Annotated in this window: 13 protein-coding genes; 10 read left to right on the top strand and 3 right to left on the bottom strand. The window is 61.2% G+C overall.

The annotated features are described in order from the left end of the window. Entirely contained in the window at positions 1-852 is an 852-nt protein-coding gene (locus AC1DPR_RS17990; protein ID WP_477816819.1) for an extensin-like domain-containing protein, read from the bottom strand. Between the two features lie 264 nt (positions 853-1,116). Between AC1DPR_RS17990 and AC1DPR_RS17995 the strand changes: the two genes are divergently transcribed. The 8 genes from AC1DPR_RS17995 to queF all read left to right on the top strand — a co-directional run bounded on the left by AC1DPR_RS17995 (position 1,117) and on the right by queF (position 11,754). After that, positions 1,117-3,420 (top strand): TonB-dependent hemoglobin/transferrin/lactoferrin family receptor, encoded by a 2,304-nt coding sequence (locus AC1DPR_RS17995; RefSeq protein WP_018857578.1) that lies wholly within the window; start codon positions 1,117-1,119, stop codon positions 3,418-3,420. 248 nt (positions 3,421-3,668) lie between these two features. Further along, a complete protein-coding gene (locus AC1DPR_RS18000) occupies positions 3,669-5,858 on the top strand; it encodes an anthranilate synthase (protein WP_477816820.1) in 2,190 nt (729 codons plus the stop codon). 17 nt (positions 5,859-5,875) lie between these two features. Then, positions 5,876-6,583, top strand: a complete 708-nt coding sequence (locus tag AC1DPR_RS18005) for a DUF2161 domain-containing phosphodiesterase (RefSeq protein WP_018857580.1) — start codon at positions 5,876-5,878, stop codon at positions 6,581-6,583. A gap of 253 nt (positions 6,584-6,836) precedes the next feature. Then, a complete protein-coding gene (locus AC1DPR_RS18010; protein ID WP_192305278.1) occupies positions 6,837-7,295 on the top strand; it encodes a (2Fe-2S)-binding protein in 459 nt (152 codons plus the stop codon). A 3-nt stretch (positions 7,296-7,298) separates the two neighbouring features. Further along, a complete protein-coding gene (locus AC1DPR_RS18015; RefSeq protein ID WP_477816821.1) occupies positions 7,299-9,458 on the top strand; it encodes a xanthine dehydrogenase family protein molybdopterin-binding subunit in 2,160 nt (719 codons plus the stop codon). Between the two features lie 11 nt (positions 9,459-9,469). Beyond that, positions 9,470-10,123 (top strand): Isoquinoline 1-oxidoreductase subunit, encoded by a 654-nt coding sequence (locus AC1DPR_RS18020; RefSeq protein WP_192305276.1) that lies wholly within the window; start codon positions 9,470-9,472, stop codon positions 10,121-10,123. Positions 10,124-10,374: 251 nt separating this feature from the next. Then, complete coding sequence (gene emfA, locus AC1DPR_RS18025; protein WP_192305274.1) at positions 10,375-11,289, top strand: CDF family cation efflux transporter EmfA; 915 nt, start codon at positions 10,375-10,377, stop codon at positions 11,287-11,289. Beyond that, positions 11,290-11,754 (top strand): preQ(1) synthase, encoded by a 465-nt coding sequence (gene queF, locus AC1DPR_RS18030; RefSeq protein ID WP_018857585.1) that lies wholly within the window; start codon positions 11,290-11,292, stop codon positions 11,752-11,754. Between the two features lie 40 nt (positions 11,755-11,794). Here the strand turns inward: queF and AC1DPR_RS18035 are convergent, their stop codons facing one another. Both AC1DPR_RS18035 and AC1DPR_RS18040 read right to left on the bottom strand, forming a co-directional pair. Beyond that, positions 11,795-12,589: a glycosyltransferase family 25 protein gene (locus tag AC1DPR_RS18035; protein WP_018857586.1), complete on the bottom strand. Its 795-nt coding sequence runs from the start codon at positions 12,587-12,589 to the stop codon at positions 11,795-11,797. Positions 12,590-12,715: 126 nt separating this feature from the next. Further along, positions 12,716-13,519, bottom strand: coding sequence for a DUF2076 domain-containing protein (locus AC1DPR_RS18040; RefSeq protein WP_477816822.1), 804 nt, complete (start codon positions 13,517-13,519; stop codon positions 12,716-12,718). Between the two features lie 214 nt (positions 13,520-13,733). Between AC1DPR_RS18040 and AC1DPR_RS18045 the strand changes: the two genes are divergently transcribed. Together AC1DPR_RS18045 and AC1DPR_RS18050 are read left to right on the top strand one after the other, a co-directional pair. Then, the gene (locus tag AC1DPR_RS18045; RefSeq protein ID WP_018857588.1) at positions 13,734-14,321 is read left to right on the top strand and encodes an ATP-dependent Clp protease proteolytic subunit; all 588 of its coding nucleotides are present in this window, start codon (positions 13,734-13,736) and stop codon (positions 14,319-14,321) included. A 229-nt stretch (positions 14,322-14,550) separates the two neighbouring features. Beyond that, positions 14,551-15,735: a benzoate/H(+) symporter BenE family transporter gene (locus AC1DPR_RS18050; protein ID WP_018857589.1), complete on the top strand. Its 1,185-nt coding sequence runs from the start codon at positions 14,551-14,553 to the stop codon at positions 15,733-15,735. Positions 15,736-16,044: the final 309 nt, after the last annotated feature.

Consider the following 16,044-nt stretch of genomic DNA (forward strand, 5'->3'; position numbering starts at 1 on the left):
CTAATGACAGTAGCGATATCCGCCCTTGCGTTCCAAGACATCGAGGTGGAAGTGGGTTTCGTGTGCTGCATCGCTTTCCGGATCCAGCACTGTCGTGAAGAAGAGGCAGCCTGCGGAACTGACTGTGCGCTGGAAGGCACCGATCAGAGTCGAATCCTCGCGGCGAGGCTGCACGGCGATATCCTTCCCTTTTTCGAAGCTGAAACTTGCGATGTCGATCGCGTTGCCGCGGGCATGCTCGGACACCTTGCCGGTCTCGGCACCATTGCGCAGGCGACAGATGTAGGATGATGCCTGGTTGATGCCGACTATGCTCCCCTGATCCGGCGCGGCAACGCGGGCGGCCGGGATGACACTCTCCTTCATCCAGCGGGCGAGGCCGAGAGCCACGGGGCATCGGAAGACGGCATCCGGTTTTATCTTGATGCCCGGAAGGACCTCGGTGACCTTGATGGGCTTGTCGATGCCGCAACCGTTGCCATCATCGATGCGCGAGATGTCCTTGAAGACGACGCCAAGGGCCTGAAGCTCCTTCACACATTCAGAATGTTCCGCATCGCTCTCGGGGGCGATTGTCAGGTGTTGCTCCTCGAGCGTCTGCTGGGAGGGGAGCTTCGGCCCCTGCTTTTCCAACGGAGGAGAAGAGCCGGAAGGCGGCTGAGTGACCGGCGGCGTTTCGGTATCGGGCCTTTCCGGTTTTGGTTCGGGCTTTGGGGGAAGTCCTGGCGTGGGTTCTGCTGTAATTGGTTTACCCGGACGGATTTCAGGTCGAGGGCCTTTCTCCGGCAGGCCTGCGTTGGTCAGGAGGCCAATGCAGCTCAGCGCCGCCAGTATCACGATGATCTTCTTCACACATCCACCCTTGTACGTTCGCCCCGGGAGAGAACGTGCGGATGCGGTTTTCGTTGCAATTTCGCAACGTTGATTGCTGCGGTGTAAATATGACTTATTAAATCAAGATATCGCGGGTATGATATATTGACAATTATAGTCATGTTTTTTATGCGGCGAAAAGAAGGCGAGAAATCTTCGCCTGAAAGCCTAGCCAGCCCATCGAAAGCGCAACCGCGCCACGACCAGCCAGCCCGGTGACATTTCTCTCAAGGGGTTGTTTTCATGATCGTCCGGCACTCGCGCTCGGTTCTTTTGGCTTGCACGGCATTCGTCACGCTCGGCCTTACATCCATTTCACTAGCACAGACGACGGAGAAGCCCGCCGCGTCTGCCGGCGACAGCACGGTGCTGCAGCCGATCGTGGTCAAGGGCAAGCGCGTTGCAGCTAAGCCCGGCAGCGTTGCCGACACGCCGCTCGCCTCGCAGACGACGCAGGAAACGATCCTCAAGAAGAACGTCAACAACCTTGCGGATTTTGGCCGCACGGTGGATCCGGGCGTAACCTATGTGCCGAAGCAGGGCGGTGCCTTCCTGCGCGGCCTTGGTGGTCCCCGCATTACGACGATGGTGGATGGCGTTCCGATCCCGTTCCTGTCGAACGCTGCGCGTGCCGCCAACCCGATCACGGACACCACCAACGCCGACGGCGGCATGAATACCTTCGACTTCCAATCGCTTTCGACGCTGGATGTCGTACGCGGTGCGGACTCCAGCCGCGCCGGTTCGGGCGCGCTCGCCGGTGCATTTGTCCTCCGCACATTGGAGCCGGAGGATCTGATCGAGCCCGGCCGTGATTGGGGCGGCGTTACCAAGTTCGACTATGACGGTACCGACCGCAGCGCTGGCGGTTCTCTGGCTGTTGCAAAGAAGATCAACAACACCTCTGTCCTGTTCCAGGGCTCGTATCGAAAGGGGCATGAGATCGAGAACAACGGCAAGGTCGATACCATCGGACCGACCCGCACGGAGGCCAATCCGGCGGACTACGACCAGAACAACCTGCTCTTCAAGCTGCGGCAGCAGCTGGAAGGCGGCCACATGGTTGGGATCACCGCCGAACGCTTCAGCCGCGATACGACGACCGATCTGAAAACCCTTCAGGGCGCAACAACCGGCTCTTCCCGAGTCTACAAGATCGGCGACTATGACGGTACGGAAGACAATCGGCGTGAACGCGTTTCGTTGGATTACCAGTTCGAGGCGCCCAGTGCTGACTCGACCTTTGATGCGGCACGGATGAGCCTTTACTGGCAGCGTCTGACCCGTGAGGCAGGTGCCGAGGGTACCCGCGTCGGCACCGTCGCCGGCCCCTGGCTGCGCAACAACCAGATTCAGGAAAACGACTATGGTTTGACGGGTAACCTCACGTCCCGCTTTGCGACGGGCACATTTGAGCACGAGGTCAATATTGGCGGGGATGTCTCGCTCTTCAACGCGACATCCTTCATCGACGGCCTCGACGCTTGCATTCTCGGAACTGCCAGCGCTACCGCGAAGGCCTTTTCATGCCCGAATCTTCATGCCGACCAGGCTGATATTCCTGATGTCGATGGAGCACGCCTTGGCCTCTTCGTCGATGACAAGATCTCCTTCGGCAATAGCGGCTTTGCCCTCACGCCCGGTTTGCGCTTTGACTGGTACGACTACGACCCGAAGCAGACGGCCGCCTTTGAAGACAATCCGGGCTTTGCGGCCAACGGCCTGCCTGATGGAAGCGACGGTTCGCGCTTCTCGCCGAAGCTGCTTGCAACTTATCAGGTCGCGCCCGCAGTCGAACTCTTTGCGCAATGGTCAATGGCCTTCCGTGCGCCGACCATCAATGAACTCTATCTTGATTTCTCCAACCCTGCCTTCGGTTACGCTACCGTCGGCAATCCCGACCTGAAGCCGGAAACGGCGAACGGTTTCGAGATCGGCGCGAACTTCGGTGATAGCGATACGGGCGGTCGCGTCACGGCGTTCCACAATCTCTACCGGAACTTCATCGACAGTGAGACCAGCTTCGCCAATCCGCTCTATCCGGCGGGCCTGACCAGCTATTTCAATCGAAATCGCGTCCAGATATCGGGCGTCGAATTGGAGGCACATAAGCTCTTCGACAACGGCATCAACCTCCACGGCTCGCTTGCTTATGCCTACGGCAAGGACACCGACACGAACGAGTATCTGCGCTCGGTCGCGCCGCTCAAGGCAATTGTCGGCGCCGGCTATCAGCGCGAAACCTGGGGCACGGACCTGTCGCTTGTCACCTCCGCCGGCATGCGCAGTGACGGCAACACCAGGACCTTCGACGCACCTGGCTATGGCGTTGTCGATCTGACGGCCTGGTGGGAGCCGGAACAGACCAAGGGGCTGCGGATCCAGGGCGGCATCTACAACCTGTTCGATAAGACCTACTACAACGCCGTTGCGCTTAAGGACCTCAACAACACGACGGTCCCAAGCAATAGCAATACGGCGCAACCGCTGGACTTCTATTCGGAGCCTGGCCGGGTGTTCAAGATCTCGCTCGTACAGCGGTTCTAACGCGAGGGAAGGGCGGCCGTTGTGCCGCCCTTTTTATTCCCGGATTTCGGCTCTTGCGCTTGGTCCGATCTCACGCTAACAATTTCGCCCATGAACACGTCCTTGAACATTGCAGTTTGGTGGTGGGCTCGCTGAGGCGGCCTCGACCAATCGTGTCCAAAGACGACGATGAGCCGCCCGGAAAACGCCAGGCGGCTTTTTTGTTTTTAAGGCTGCCTGTCATCCGGGCCTGATAACGGAGTGGAACAATGGTAACGATCCTTCGTGATGACGGAGCGGAAATTTACGAGACCCGGGGCGGTATCACCGTTACCCGGCAGCGGCGCGCGATTCCTTACGCCGATGCGGTCTCCTCCTATATCGACAAGCTCGACGAGCGCCGCGGTGCCGTCTTCTCGTCGAATTACGAATATCCGGGCCGTTACACACGTTGGGACACCGCCGTCGTCGATCCGCCGCTCGGTATTTCCTGCAATGGCCGCCAGGTTTGGATCGAAGCCTACAACGAGCGTGGTGCGGTAATCCTCGCCTTTGTCGCCGAGCGCTTGAAGACAATTTCCGACCTCGTGCTCGGTGCGTCCTCGGCACGCCGTCTCGACCTAACGGTGAAGACGCCGGAGCGCGCCTTTACCGAGGAAGAACGCTCGAAGATCCCCACCGTCTTTACGGTGCTGCGCGCCGTCACCGATCTCTTCTATTCGAAGGCGGATGCGAGCCTCGGCCTCTATGGCGCCTTCGGCTACGATCTTGCCTTCCAGTTCGATGCGATCAATCTGAAGCTGACGCGCCCGGCCGACCAGCGCGACATGGTGCTCTACCTGCCGGATGAGATCCTCGTCGTCGACAACTACTCGGCCAAAGCCTGGATCGACCGCTACGATTTCGAAAAGGGCGGGCTTTCCACCGAGGGCAAGGCGGGCGACATTCCTGCCGAACCCTTCCAGCGCACGGATGCCATCCCACCGAAGAGCGATCATCGCCCCAGCGAATACGCCGATCTTGTCGTCAAGGCGAAGGAAAGCTTCCGCAAGGGCGACCTCTTCGAAGTGGTTCCCGGCCAGAAATTCATGGAACGCTGCGACAGCAAGCCGTCCGACATTTCCAAGCGGCTGAAGGCGATCAACCCGTCGCCCTATTCCTTCTTCATCAATCTCGGCAACCAGGAATATCTCGTCGGTGCTTCGCCTGAGATGTTCGTGCGAGTGTCGGGCCGCCGCATCGAAACCTGCCCGATCTCGGGCACGATCAAACGCGGGGATGATCCGATCGCCGACAGCGAGCAGATCCTGAAGCTCTTGAATTCCAAGAAGGACGAGTCCGAGTTGACGATGTGCTCGGACGTCGACCGCAACGACAAGTCACGCGTCTGCGAGCCAGGTTCGGTCAAGGTCATCGGTCGCCGCCAGATCGAGATGTATTCGCGTCTCATCCACACCGTCGACCACATCGAGGGCCGACTTCGCGACGACATGGATGCCTTCGACGGCTTCCTCAGCCACGCCTGGGCCGTGACGGTGACCGGCGCGCCGAAACTCTGGGCCATGCGCTTCATCGAAAGCCATGAGAAGAGCCCGCGCGCCTGGTATGGCGGCGCGATCGGCATGGTTGGCTTCAACGGCGACATGAACACTGGCCTGACGCTGCGCACCGTGCGCATCAAGGACGGCATCGCCGAAGTCCGGGCAGGGGCGACCTTGCTCAACGATTCCGATCCGCACGAAGAAGAAGCCGAAACCGAACTGAAGGCCTCCGCCATGCTTTCCGCCATCCGCGATGCCAAGGCCGGCAACTCCGGCAAGGTCAGCCGCGACGTTGCCGTCGTCGGCAAGGGCGTCAAGATCCTGCTCGTCGACCACGAAGACAGTTTCGTGCACACGTTGGCGAATTATTTCCGCCAGACAGGGGCGACGGTCTCCACCGTGCGCACACCGGTGCCGGAGGAAATCTTCGACCGGCTGGATCCTGATCTCGTCGTGCTGTCGCCGGGGCCCGGCAATCCGAAGGACTTCGATTGCAAGGCGACGATCAAGAAGGCGCGGGCGCGCAACCTGCCGATCTTCGGCGTCTGCCTCGGCCTGCAGGCATTGGCGGAAGCCTATGGCGGCGAGCTTCGCCATCTGGCAGTGCCGATGCATGGCAAGCCGTCGCGTATCCGCATTCTTGAACCTGGCTTGGTTTTCTCCGGCCTTGGCAAGGAAGTGACGGTGGGCCGCTATCACTCGATTTTCGCCGATCCATCGACTCTGCCGCGTGAATTCATGATCACGGCGGAAAGCGAAGACGGCACGATCATGGGTATCGAGCACACCAAGGAGCCGATCGCGGCGGTGCAGTTCCACCCGGAATCGATCATGACGCTTGGCGGCGATGCCGGCATGCGGATGATCGAGAACGTCGTCGCCCATCTGTCACGCAAGGCAAAGACCAAGGCGGCCTGACGGCGGCGCGGCTCTCGATGGAAACCTCGCTCTATCTGCCGGTCAAAGGCTTTCTGGAGGCGGCAGGCTATGTCGTCAAAGGCGAGATCGGCGGATGCGATCTCGTCGGCTTGACCGAGGGCGAGCCGCCTGTCGTGGTGGTGTGCGAGTTGAAGCTCAGCTTCAACCTCGAGCTCGTCCTGCAGGCGGTCGATCGCGCCGCCATGAGCGACGAGGTGTGGATCGCTGCCCGCGTGTCCGCCAAGGGACGCGGGCGCGAGGCTGACAAGCGCTACCGCGATCTTTGCCGCCGCCTCGGGATCGGCATGCTCGGCGTGTCCGACGGCGGCGACGTCAGTGTCATCGTCAGCTCGGTTTCGCCGATGCCGCGCACAAATCCGAAACGCCGGTCGCGGCTGGTCAGGGAACATCAGCGCCGGCGCGGCGATCCCGCCGTCGGCGGCAGTACGCGTGCGCCTGTCATGACGGCCTATCGCCAGCGTGCGCTGATCTGCGCTGCAGCACTCCAGCAGGGTTTGGTGCGACCGCGCGACATGAAGACGCTGGCGCCGGACGCGGGGAAGATCCTGCTCGGCAATGTCTACGGTTGGTTCGAACGGCGAGACAAGGGCGTCTATGCCCTGACGGCAGTGGGCGAAGCGGCGCTCCTCCGCTGGCCGCAATCCGTCAGCATCGCTGCTGAAGGCGGTAGTACAGGTATCGTTGACCCGGCGGAGAATTTCTGACGCCATCCGGAATGAGCAGTGGTCGCCGGCATAGCACTTGTGCGCACGCAGCCCCAAGATTGTTGGCTACAGGACCGCGCAATTGAACGCCGGCTTAGCTACGTGCGGCGGTCTGTAGGCCGGACCTCCAGTAACGCAACCTTTATCGGAGGGCCGTGGTCGCGGCGTTCCAATCGCCCTAGCTTACCCGTGTGAAAAATGCTGCGACGCTCGCTGGGGCCGCAATGGGTCCAGCCAATCCCGAGGCTCGACCATGGTTACGTTCACGCTCAATGGACAGAAAAGAACTTTTGACGGCGATCCGGATACGCCGCTGCTATGGGTTATCCGCGATTTCGAAAGGTTGACAGGCACGAAATACGGTTGCGGCGTCGCCCAATGCGGCGCCTGCACTGTGCACATTGACGGCTTTACGCGTCGCTCCTGCATTACCCCGATTTCGACAGCTGAGGGCTCCGAGATCATTACGATCGAAGGGGTCGAAGGCAAGGAAGCGGAGGCTGTGAAAACCGCCTGGATCGCGATCGACGTGCCGCAATGCGGCTACTGTCAGTCGGGCCAGATCATGTCGGCCGTCTCGTTGCTGCAGAACATTCCCAAGCCGACCGACGAGGATATCGACGGTGCCATGGCCGGGAATATCTGTCGATGCGCCACCTACCACCGGATACGCGCGGCCATTCACAACGCCGCTGCTTCGATGGAGGGTTGAGCCATGACGATCCAGGAAATTTCAGCAACGCGCCGCGCCTTTCTTGCCGGCACGGGTGGATTGGTGATCGGCTTTGCGCTGATGCCGAAGGTATCCGCCTTCGCCGCCGAAAGCGGTGTGCAGGCCGGTGGCCCGGATTCGCTGGTGACGCTGAACACCTTCGTCAGGATCGGCACCGACGATATGGTGACGATCCTTTCCAAGCATATCGAGTTCGGGCAGGGGCCGTTCACTGGCCTCGCGACGCTGGTGGCCGAGGAGTTGGATGCCGATTGGGGGCAGATGCGCGCCGTGCATTCGCCCGCCGACGACAAGGTCTATGCCAACCTCGCCTTTGGCCTGCAGGGCACCGGCGGTTCGTCATCCATCGCCAATTCCTACGAGCAGTTCCGCAAGGCGGGCGCAACGGCACGGGCCATGCTGGTTGCGGCAGCCGCCGATGAATGGAACGTGCCGGCTAGCGAAATCACGGTCGAAAAGGGCCGCGTCAAGCATGCCGGTTCGGGCAAGGAGAGCGGCTTCGGTGCGCTGGCAACGCAAGCCGCGGGCATCAAGCCGCCGTCTAACGTCAATCTCAAGGACCCCGCGAACTTCACGCTTATCGGTCAGGAATTGCCGAAACTCGACACGTTCTCCAAGACCAATGGCCAGGCGATCTATACGCTGGACATCGTGCCCGACAATCTTCTTGTCGCGGTGGTGGCTCACCCGGATCATTTCGGAGCTGCGGTCAAATCCTTCGACGACAGTGAAGCCCGCAAGGTAAAAGGCGTGGTCGATGTCAAGCAGCTGCCGCAGGGAGTTGCCGTCTATGCCGACAATACCTTTGCCGCACTGAAGGGCCGGTCAGTGCTGAAGGTCGAGTGGGATCTGTCGAAGGCGGAAACGCGCTCCAGCAACCAACTCTCTGCCGACTACGCCAAGGCGCTGAGCGAAAAGGGCATCGTGGCATCTGAGAAAGGCGACGTCGAAAAAGCCTTCGGCGATGCAAATCTGAAGATACTGGAGGCCCAGATCGTCTTTCCGTTCCTTGCCCATGCCCCGATGGAGCCTCTCGACGCGGTCTTCATCAAGGCGGCGGATGGAAGTCTCGACGTCTATAATGGTGCGCAGTTTCCCGGAATGGACAAGGCGACGGCGGCGAAGATCGTCGGGCTTGACCCGTCGAAGGTCCGGCTGAATACCCAGATCACCGGCGGCAGCTTCGGGCGCAAGGCGCAGTTTGGTTCGCCCTATATGCAGGAGGCGGCGGCAGTCTTTGCGGCGACCGACCAGTCGCGTCCGGTCAAGCACATGTGGACGCGCGAGGACGATATTCGCGGCGGCTATTACCGCCCGATGTATCTTCACAAGATGCGCGGCGCCATCGATGCGGATGGCCGCATCGTCGCCTGGGATCAGGCGATCGTCGGCCAATCGATCTTGGCCAAGGCGGATCTCGACAGCACTTCGGTCGAAGGGGCCTCGGACCTGCCCTACGACGTGCCGAACCTGCGAGTGGTGTCGCATAATGTGAACCTGTCGATCCCGCCGCTGTGGTGGCGGTCGGTCGGGCATACGCATACCGGATTTGCGGTCGAGACTTTCCTCGACGAACTGTTCCAGATGGCTGGCAAGGATCCGGTTCTGGGGCGGCTCCAGCAGTTGAAGGAGGACCCGCGTTACGCGGGCGTGTTGAACAAGGCCGCCGAGCTTGCCGATTGGGGAGGGAAGGTCCCCGAAGGCAGAGAGCGCGGCGTGGCAGTGGTCAAGAGCTTCAACACCTATGTCGGCCAGGTGGTCGAAGTCTCGGCTGGGACCGATGGCGTGCCTCGTGTCCACAAGGTCTGGTGTGCGGTCGATTGCGGCGTGGCGATCAACCCGAACGTCATCAAGGCACAAATGGAAGGCGGCATCGGCTATGGTCTCGGCGCGGTGCTGTTCGATGCCGTGACGCTTGGGGAGGGCGGCGCGATCATGCAGTCGAACTTCCACGACTATCGGTCGATCCGGATCAATGAGATGCCGGATGTCGAGGTCGCCGTTATCAAATCCGATGCGCCGCCTACGGGTGTCGGGGAGCCAGGCGTACCGCCCGTCGGACCCGCGACGGCGAATGCCTGGCGGCGACTGACCGGTGCGCCGGTTCGCAGCCTTCCGATCGTTGCCGTGGCGACGAGCTGAGGGAGGCGGAGATGAAAAGCAGACTAGCACTCGCCTGCGCAGCAGGCGGCCTCTCCCTTCTTGCGGCTTTGCCCGCCTCGTTCATGGCGCTGGCGCAGACGGCGCCCGCGTCCGACATGTCGACACTCAAGCCCGCGGCATCCTTTTCGTCGATCGCCGATCAGAAGGCGCGCTCGGTCGCTCTCTTCGAAGAGGCAAGCAAAGTGATCGAGCATCCCCGATGTCTGAACTGCCATCCGGCGGGCGACAGGCCGCTGCAGACGATGGCGATGCATCCGCATCAGCCGCCGGTGACCCGCGGCGATGGCGGAATGGGTGTGCCCGGCATGATGTGCAATACCTGTCACGGCGCGGTCAATGCCACTGTCGTGGGGCAATCGCCGACGTTGAAGAGCATTCCCGGCAATCCGGCCTGGCATCTGGCGCCGATCGAAATGGCGTGGGTGGGCAAGTCGCTCGGCGAAATCTGTCAGCAGCTCAAGGACCCGGCACGCAACGGCGGCAGGGATCTGAGCAAGATCGTCGAGCACATGTCCCATGACAGCCTCGTCGGCTGGGGCTGGAACCCCGGGGAGGGCCGCGAGCCCGCGCCGGGCACCCAGGCGGAGTTCGGTGAGTTGATCAAGGCCTGGGTCGACACGGGAGCCGCCTGTCCGGCCGGATGATGAGACGGCGTCGAGCGTCGGTCAGTCTCGACGCTTGACGACCCTAAGGTTCAGCTCCAGGCGCTTTTCGAAGCCGAGCGTCTGGTAAGGGGCTTGGTTTTGTGACCTTGACCTTTGACAAACGGTACGGCTTCGCCCATATGAACCCCATTGGCCGCCTGTGCGATTTTCGCGCGGGCGGTTTTGCGTTTGGATAGGTTGGTTTCTGCAATTCATTCGCATCCGCACCGATGTCTGCGCAGGGGATGAAGATGGACGAGAAGGGCAATCTTACGGTTCGGCGGTTGGCGCTCTGGGGCATCCCGATGTCGTTCGGCGTGATGGGCCTGAAGATGCTTGCATGGTGGATAACCGGTTCGGTGGCATTGCTGTCGGACGGGCTGGAATCGACGGTCAACGTCGTTGCCGCCTTCATCGCCTTCTTCGTCATCCGCTATGCGCAGAAACCGGCCGACCACGATCATCCGTTCGGTCATCATAAAGCGGAATATCTTTCGGCCGTAACCGAGGGCGCGTTGATCGTCGTGGCGGCGCTCTTGATCGTCAACGAGGCGATTGGGCATCTCTTCGATCCCCAGATGCTGGATGCGCCGGCGCTCGGTCTTGCGATCAACTTCGTCGCCGGCCTGATCAATGCCGTCTGGGCGCAGATCCTGATCAGGACCGGGCACAAGTATCGCTCGGCAGCGCTGACGGCGGATGGCCAGCATATCATGTCTGACGTCTTCACTTCGGTCGGCGTTCTTATCGGCCTGCTTCTGGCGCTGGCCACCGGCTATGCAATCTTCGACCCTGTGCTTGCCATTCTGGTTGCCGTCAACATTCTTTATCAGGGCTGGAAGGTGATCTCGAATTCGATCGGTGGCCTGATGGATCAGGCTGTCACATCCGAGGAGGAGGAGGCGATCAAGCAGGCGATTGCCACCCATGCCGCCGGCTCGATCGGCGTGCACGATCTGAAGACGCGCCGCGCGGGCGCGGTCACCTTTGTCGATTTTCATCTTGTCGTGCCGGCAGCCATGTCTGTAAGGCAGGCGCACGATATCTGCGATCGCCTTGAAGATGCCATCCGTGCAGCGCATCGGGGCTCCAGCATCGCCATTCACGTGGAGCCGGAGGGCGAAAAGGCTCATGGCATCCGCGTCAAAGTCATCAAGGAGGCTTGAATGCCCACAACAGACGTATCCAACCTGTCCATGCTGGGTAGCCAGACGGAATCTCCGAAATCACCCGAAGAGGCGGTTCTTGAGAAGGTGCCGTCGAGTCATGCCGGCACCGACTATGTCGTCCGCTTCACAGCACCGGAATTCACGTCGCTCTGCCCGATGACGGGCCAGCCCGATTTCGCCCACATCGTGATCGATTACATCCCGAACGAATGGCTGGTGGAATCGAAGTCGCTGAAGCTCTTCCTGCATGCTTTCCGCAACCATGGTGCATTCCACGAGGATTGCTCGGTCTATATCGCCAAGCGGCTTGTCGAATTGCTCGACCCGAAGTGGCTTCGAATTGGCGCCTACTGGTATCCGCGCGGTGGTATTCCGATCGACGTCTTCTGGCAGACCGGCAAGCCGCCGGAGGGCGTGTGGCTGCCCGACCAGGGTGTCGCAACCTATCGCGGCCGCGGCTGATGAAAAGAGTCGGTGGCGATCGTCTCGTATCGCCGTCGTATCAGTCGCCTGATTTGGTGGGATCGAGCGGGAAGCTTGCGCGATCCATCCGCAGCGGGCGCTTCTCGCCGCCGAGCCAGCCCCGGATCAGGTTTCTCGTCTTGATGCCCTCGAGGCAGAGCCGCATGAGGTTCTTGCGCAGCTTGCTCCGGGGGGTGAAGGCGCGGTCGATCGACCTGCGTACGAAAGCCGTCTTGTCGGCGCTGCCGTCCAGGAACTGCATCTGGATGACCGGCGCCGGTTCGATCTGGTAGGCCTTCAGCCAAGCGCGATGCCACATATAGGCATCGAGGAGGCCGTAAATCTTGGTATCCTCGAGCATCCGTTTTGCCGTGCGCGGGCCGATGACGTAGCCTGCTGTCCCGACACGGTTCTGGAACACCCGTGTTGCCCTGTAGATGCCGTCGGTCCAGAGGGGCGTCCTTGCCAGGATATGCGGGCGCGGCGCGAATTCGAGATCGTAGGCGCAGTCGCCGTCCTCGGCGCGCGCTTCAATGCTGGCGAGTACATCGGCAAAGCTTTCGGCAAGCACCGCATCGTCTTCGAGGATCAACGTCTGCTCGTTGCGGTCGATGATGATCTGCCAGGCGATCCTGTGCGAGGTGAAACAGGCAACGTCTTCGCGCAGCGTCGGGCTCGGCCAGCTGTTTGCTGCCTTCTGGCAATCTTCTGCAGAAAGGTCGCGGGCTTCGAACGCATCCAGGAACTTGAAATCGAGGCCAAGTCTGCGCATCTGCTGCGTCTGGAACTGTCGTCTCTTCTCCTCGGCCTTCCGACTGATGATAAGGATCTTCACTGATGCCCGCCTGCTCGACAATGTCGGCGGACCTTATCCGCCCGGCGGGGGCTTATCAATCGATGCGGTGCCATGCCCACGGAAACTCGGGGCCAATGGCCGATTAGGCGGATGCCGGATCTCGGATCAGACGTCGAAGCTGTCGTCATTGTCGGATTGATCGTCGTCGCTGTCGTCGTAAGCGGCCTGCTGCAGACTGGCATCGTCGTTATCGTTGTCATCATCGTCGACGACCTGTTGTGCGTTGCCGGTATCATTCGATGCCTGTTGCTTGTCGCCGTCGCTGTTGAAATAGTTGTTGATGACAGTCTCTTCAGTCGGCGCGTTGCCGAAGGGATTGTTGCCGGCAAGCGGGCTACCCCAGCCAAGCGACGACATGTGGCTCCCGAAGATCCCGCTCAGCGAATTGGCAAGCAACATGCCGCCCGCAACGCCAGCCGCCGTGCCGAGCGCGCCCTGCAGGAAGCTGCCGCCCGCGGAAGGTGCCGCCGCCTGTGAGCTCCAGGGGCCGGTCGGCTGCTGCGGCACGGCTCGAGGTGACGTGTCGAAGCCGCGCTCCTGCTGGATCTGCTGACGCGGGGCGCTTCCCCACGGACCGGAGGAGGGCGGAGGCGCCGCCGGCTGCTGCGGTGCCTGGCTGCTGCCGAAGATCGAGCTAAGGAAGCCGCCACCCTGTTCGGCCTTGTGGTATTCGCTTTGGTCGGCCTCGAGCAGACGAATGCGCTCCTCCAACTGCTTGATGTGGTTGGCTGCCGCTTCCAGGCCCTTCTCTTGCACGATCACGGCTTGCGCAAGATAATAGGTGGCATAAGGCTGCTCGCGCGTTCCCTGATCGATCAGCGCTTCGGCGTCATGGTCACGCGGCGTTGCCGATGCGGTGCGGACGCGCTCGAAAAGGGCGGTCAGCAATTGGCGTTCTTCAGGTGACATGGCCGGTCTCCTTTGTTGCTGGCGATTTGCGCCTAGGGATGACGTAGGAACCGATTCCGACTTTTCAAAGCCGCGCTAAGTTACATCGCCGTAACCCGGCCCGGCTGCCTAACCATATCTTCACCCGTTCCGTGGCTTGTCTTTTTCCCGCATTGTTTTACGCATGGAGTCGCACTATGTGCGGTGAACCGAATTGGACGTAAGAGAGGTTCGAATGTACGAAGAAGAAGAACAGGACGACAAGACGAAGGAACTGCCGCTCGGCAAGGAAACGGAGGCGAACCTTTTTAAGTCGCGTTCGATCTTCATCTACGGGCCGATTACGCAGGAACTCGCGCAGAAGGTCTGCACGCAGCTCGTGGCGCTTGCCGCGGCCAATGACGACGATATTCGCATCTACGTCAACTCGCCCGGCGGCCATGTCGAATCCGGCGATTCGATCCATGACATGATCAAGTTCATCAAGCCGAAAGTCTGGATGATCGGAACCGGCTGGGTCGCATCCGCCGGCGCGCTGATCTATGTCGCGGCTCCGAAGGAACAGCGCCTTTGCCTGCCGAACACGCGCTTCCTGCTGCACCAACCGTCCGGCGGCACGCGCGGCATGGCTTCCGATATCGAGATCCAGGCTCGTGAAATCATCAAGATGAACGAGCGCCTGAACAAGATCATGGCTGAAGCCACCGGCCAACCCTACGAGAAGATCGCTGCCGACACCGACCGCGACTATTGGCTGTCTGCTGAAGAAGCGAAGGCTTACGGCCTCGTCTCGCGCATCATCACGTCGCAGGCCGAGATCTGATTTTGAGCTATGAGAAGCGCCCTTGCCTGCCAGACAGCGGGCGAGGGCGCTTTTTTGTGGTCTGATGCGTCGTGACCCTTTGATGTGGCTAGCCTGAGCGAGCTCTGTTGGCCATCGGGCCCGCCAGACAACGCGCTAGCAGGAAGCAGAACCATATCGGCTCTTTCTGCCCTTGCCTCGCCGCGTTCCCTCGTGCTCCATGCGGACTTTCCGCTGCTCGAGTCCCGCGATGCTCAAAGATTTTTCCATCCAGGCCCTGTTCATGGGCATCCTCACCACCTTCGTGGGATTTGCCAGTTCGTTTGCCGTTGTCCTGCACGGCCTGCAGAGTGTCGGCGCGACGGATGCGCAGGCGGCGTCGGGTCTTATGGCGCTGTCGATCGCGCTGGGGCTCTGTGCGATCTTGCTCAGCAGCGTGACGCGGCTGCCCATCAGCATTGCTTGGTCGACGCCGGGTGGGGCGCTGCTTGCAAGTACCGGTGTGGTTGAGGGTGGGTTCAATGCGGCGGTCGGTGCGTTTCTGATTTGCGCGGTGCTGATCGTCATCGCCGGCCTGTTCAAGCCGCTCGGCCGGGCGGTGGCCGCCATTCCGGCGCCTCTGGCCAATGCAATGCTCGCTGGCGTTCTGATCGGCTTGTGTTTTGCCCCGGTTAGGGCGATCAGTTTCAATGCGTTGCTAGGCTTGCCGATAGCGCTGGCGTGGATTGTCGTCGGCGCGTTCAAGCGGCTCTGGGCAGTGCCTGCGGCGCTCGCAGCCTTTGTGCTGGTGGTTGCCTTTGGCGTGGACATTCCCGATGGAGCGCTCGGCTCGATCGAACAAGCGCTGCGGCCGCCCGTCGAGTTCGTTATGCCCGTCTTCAACTTGCCGGCTTTCATCTCCATCGCCCTGCCGCTTTTCATCGTCACCATGGCGTCGCAGAACATTCCCGGCATCGCCGTCTTGAAGGTGAGCGGATACGCGCCGAAGCCCGGGCCGCTTTTTTCCGTGACCGGACTGTTCTCGATAGTCTCGGCGCCATTCGGCGGCCATGCGGTGAATCTCGCGGCGATTACCGCCGCGATGTGCGCAGGCCAGGACGCGCACCCCGATCCCGCGCGACGCTATTGGGCTGTCCTCGTCTCAGGCATCTCCTACGTTATTCTCGGCCTGCTGGCAGGCGCGGTGACGACGTTCGTTGCCTTGGCGCCGCCGATCCTGATCCAGGCAGTGGCCGGTCTCGCACTGGTCGGGGCGTTTTCCAGTTCCGCCATGTCGGCCTTCCAGGCACAGGACTCGCGGGAGGCGGCAGCCATCACGTTCCTGGTGACGGCATCGGGCGTTTCCTTCGGAGGAATCTCGGGCGCATTCTGGGGATTGCTCGCCGGAGGGCTGATGCTGGCCCTGTCACGTATCGTGCAAGCGGCGAAAAAATAGACGGAGGGATTGCCAGTTTTTTGTACCCCGGCTATAAGCGCGACCATGAAGAACACGGGCATCACGATTTCTGAGCAGGTTGCTCGCGGGCGCATCGCGCTCCGTGACAACACGCGTGCCCTTACCTCGCTTCTTCTCCTCGGCCTTACGCGCGGTTGCCGGGTCCGTTGAGGAGCGCCCGGCGGCCGAAAGCCCGCCCAGGCCATCGCTCCTCGTGACCAATCCCGAAAACTGATCAGCCGGATGCTTTCGCACCGGATTCGTCATCGCCAAGCCAGACCCAATACGCTACGACGCGGCTGGCCAGAT

It is taken from the genome of Rhizobium sp. 01T417, from assembly GCF_056398905.1.

What these genes read in the sequence shown, in the direction of transcription:
- AC1DPR_RS17995 (WP_018857578.1), top strand. Translation starts at nt 1,117, where the DNA reads ATGATCGTCCGGCACTCGCGCTCGGTTCTTTTGGCTTGCACGGCATTC.
- AC1DPR_RS18000 (WP_477816820.1), top strand. Translation starts at nt 3,669, where the DNA reads ATGGTAACGATCCTTCGTGATGACGGAGCGGAAATTTACGAGACCCGG.
- AC1DPR_RS18005 (WP_018857580.1), top strand. Translation starts at nt 5,876, where the DNA reads ATGGAAACCTCGCTCTATCTGCCGGTCAAAGGCTTTCTGGAGGCGGCA.
- AC1DPR_RS18010 (WP_192305278.1), top strand. Translation starts at nt 6,837, where the DNA reads ATGGTTACGTTCACGCTCAATGGACAGAAAAGAACTTTTGACGGCGAT.
- AC1DPR_RS18015 (WP_477816821.1), top strand. Translation starts at nt 7,299, where the DNA reads ATGACGATCCAGGAAATTTCAGCAACGCGCCGCGCCTTTCTTGCCGGC.
- AC1DPR_RS18020 (WP_192305276.1), top strand. Translation starts at nt 9,470, where the DNA reads ATGAAAAGCAGACTAGCACTCGCCTGCGCAGCAGGCGGCCTCTCCCTT.
- emfA (WP_192305274.1), top strand. Translation starts at nt 10,375, where the DNA reads ATGGACGAGAAGGGCAATCTTACGGTTCGGCGGTTGGCGCTCTGGGGC.
- queF (WP_018857585.1), top strand. Translation starts at nt 11,290, where the DNA reads ATGCCCACAACAGACGTATCCAACCTGTCCATGCTGGGTAGCCAGACG.
- AC1DPR_RS18040 (WP_477816822.1), bottom strand. Translation starts at nt 13,519, where the DNA reads ATGTCACCTGAAGAACGCCAATTGCTGACCGCCCTTTTCGAGCGCGTC.
- AC1DPR_RS18045 (WP_018857588.1), top strand. Translation starts at nt 13,734, where the DNA reads ATGTACGAAGAAGAAGAACAGGACGACAAGACGAAGGAACTGCCGCTC.
- AC1DPR_RS18050 (WP_018857589.1), top strand. Translation starts at nt 14,551, where the DNA reads ATGCTCAAAGATTTTTCCATCCAGGCCCTGTTCATGGGCATCCTCACC.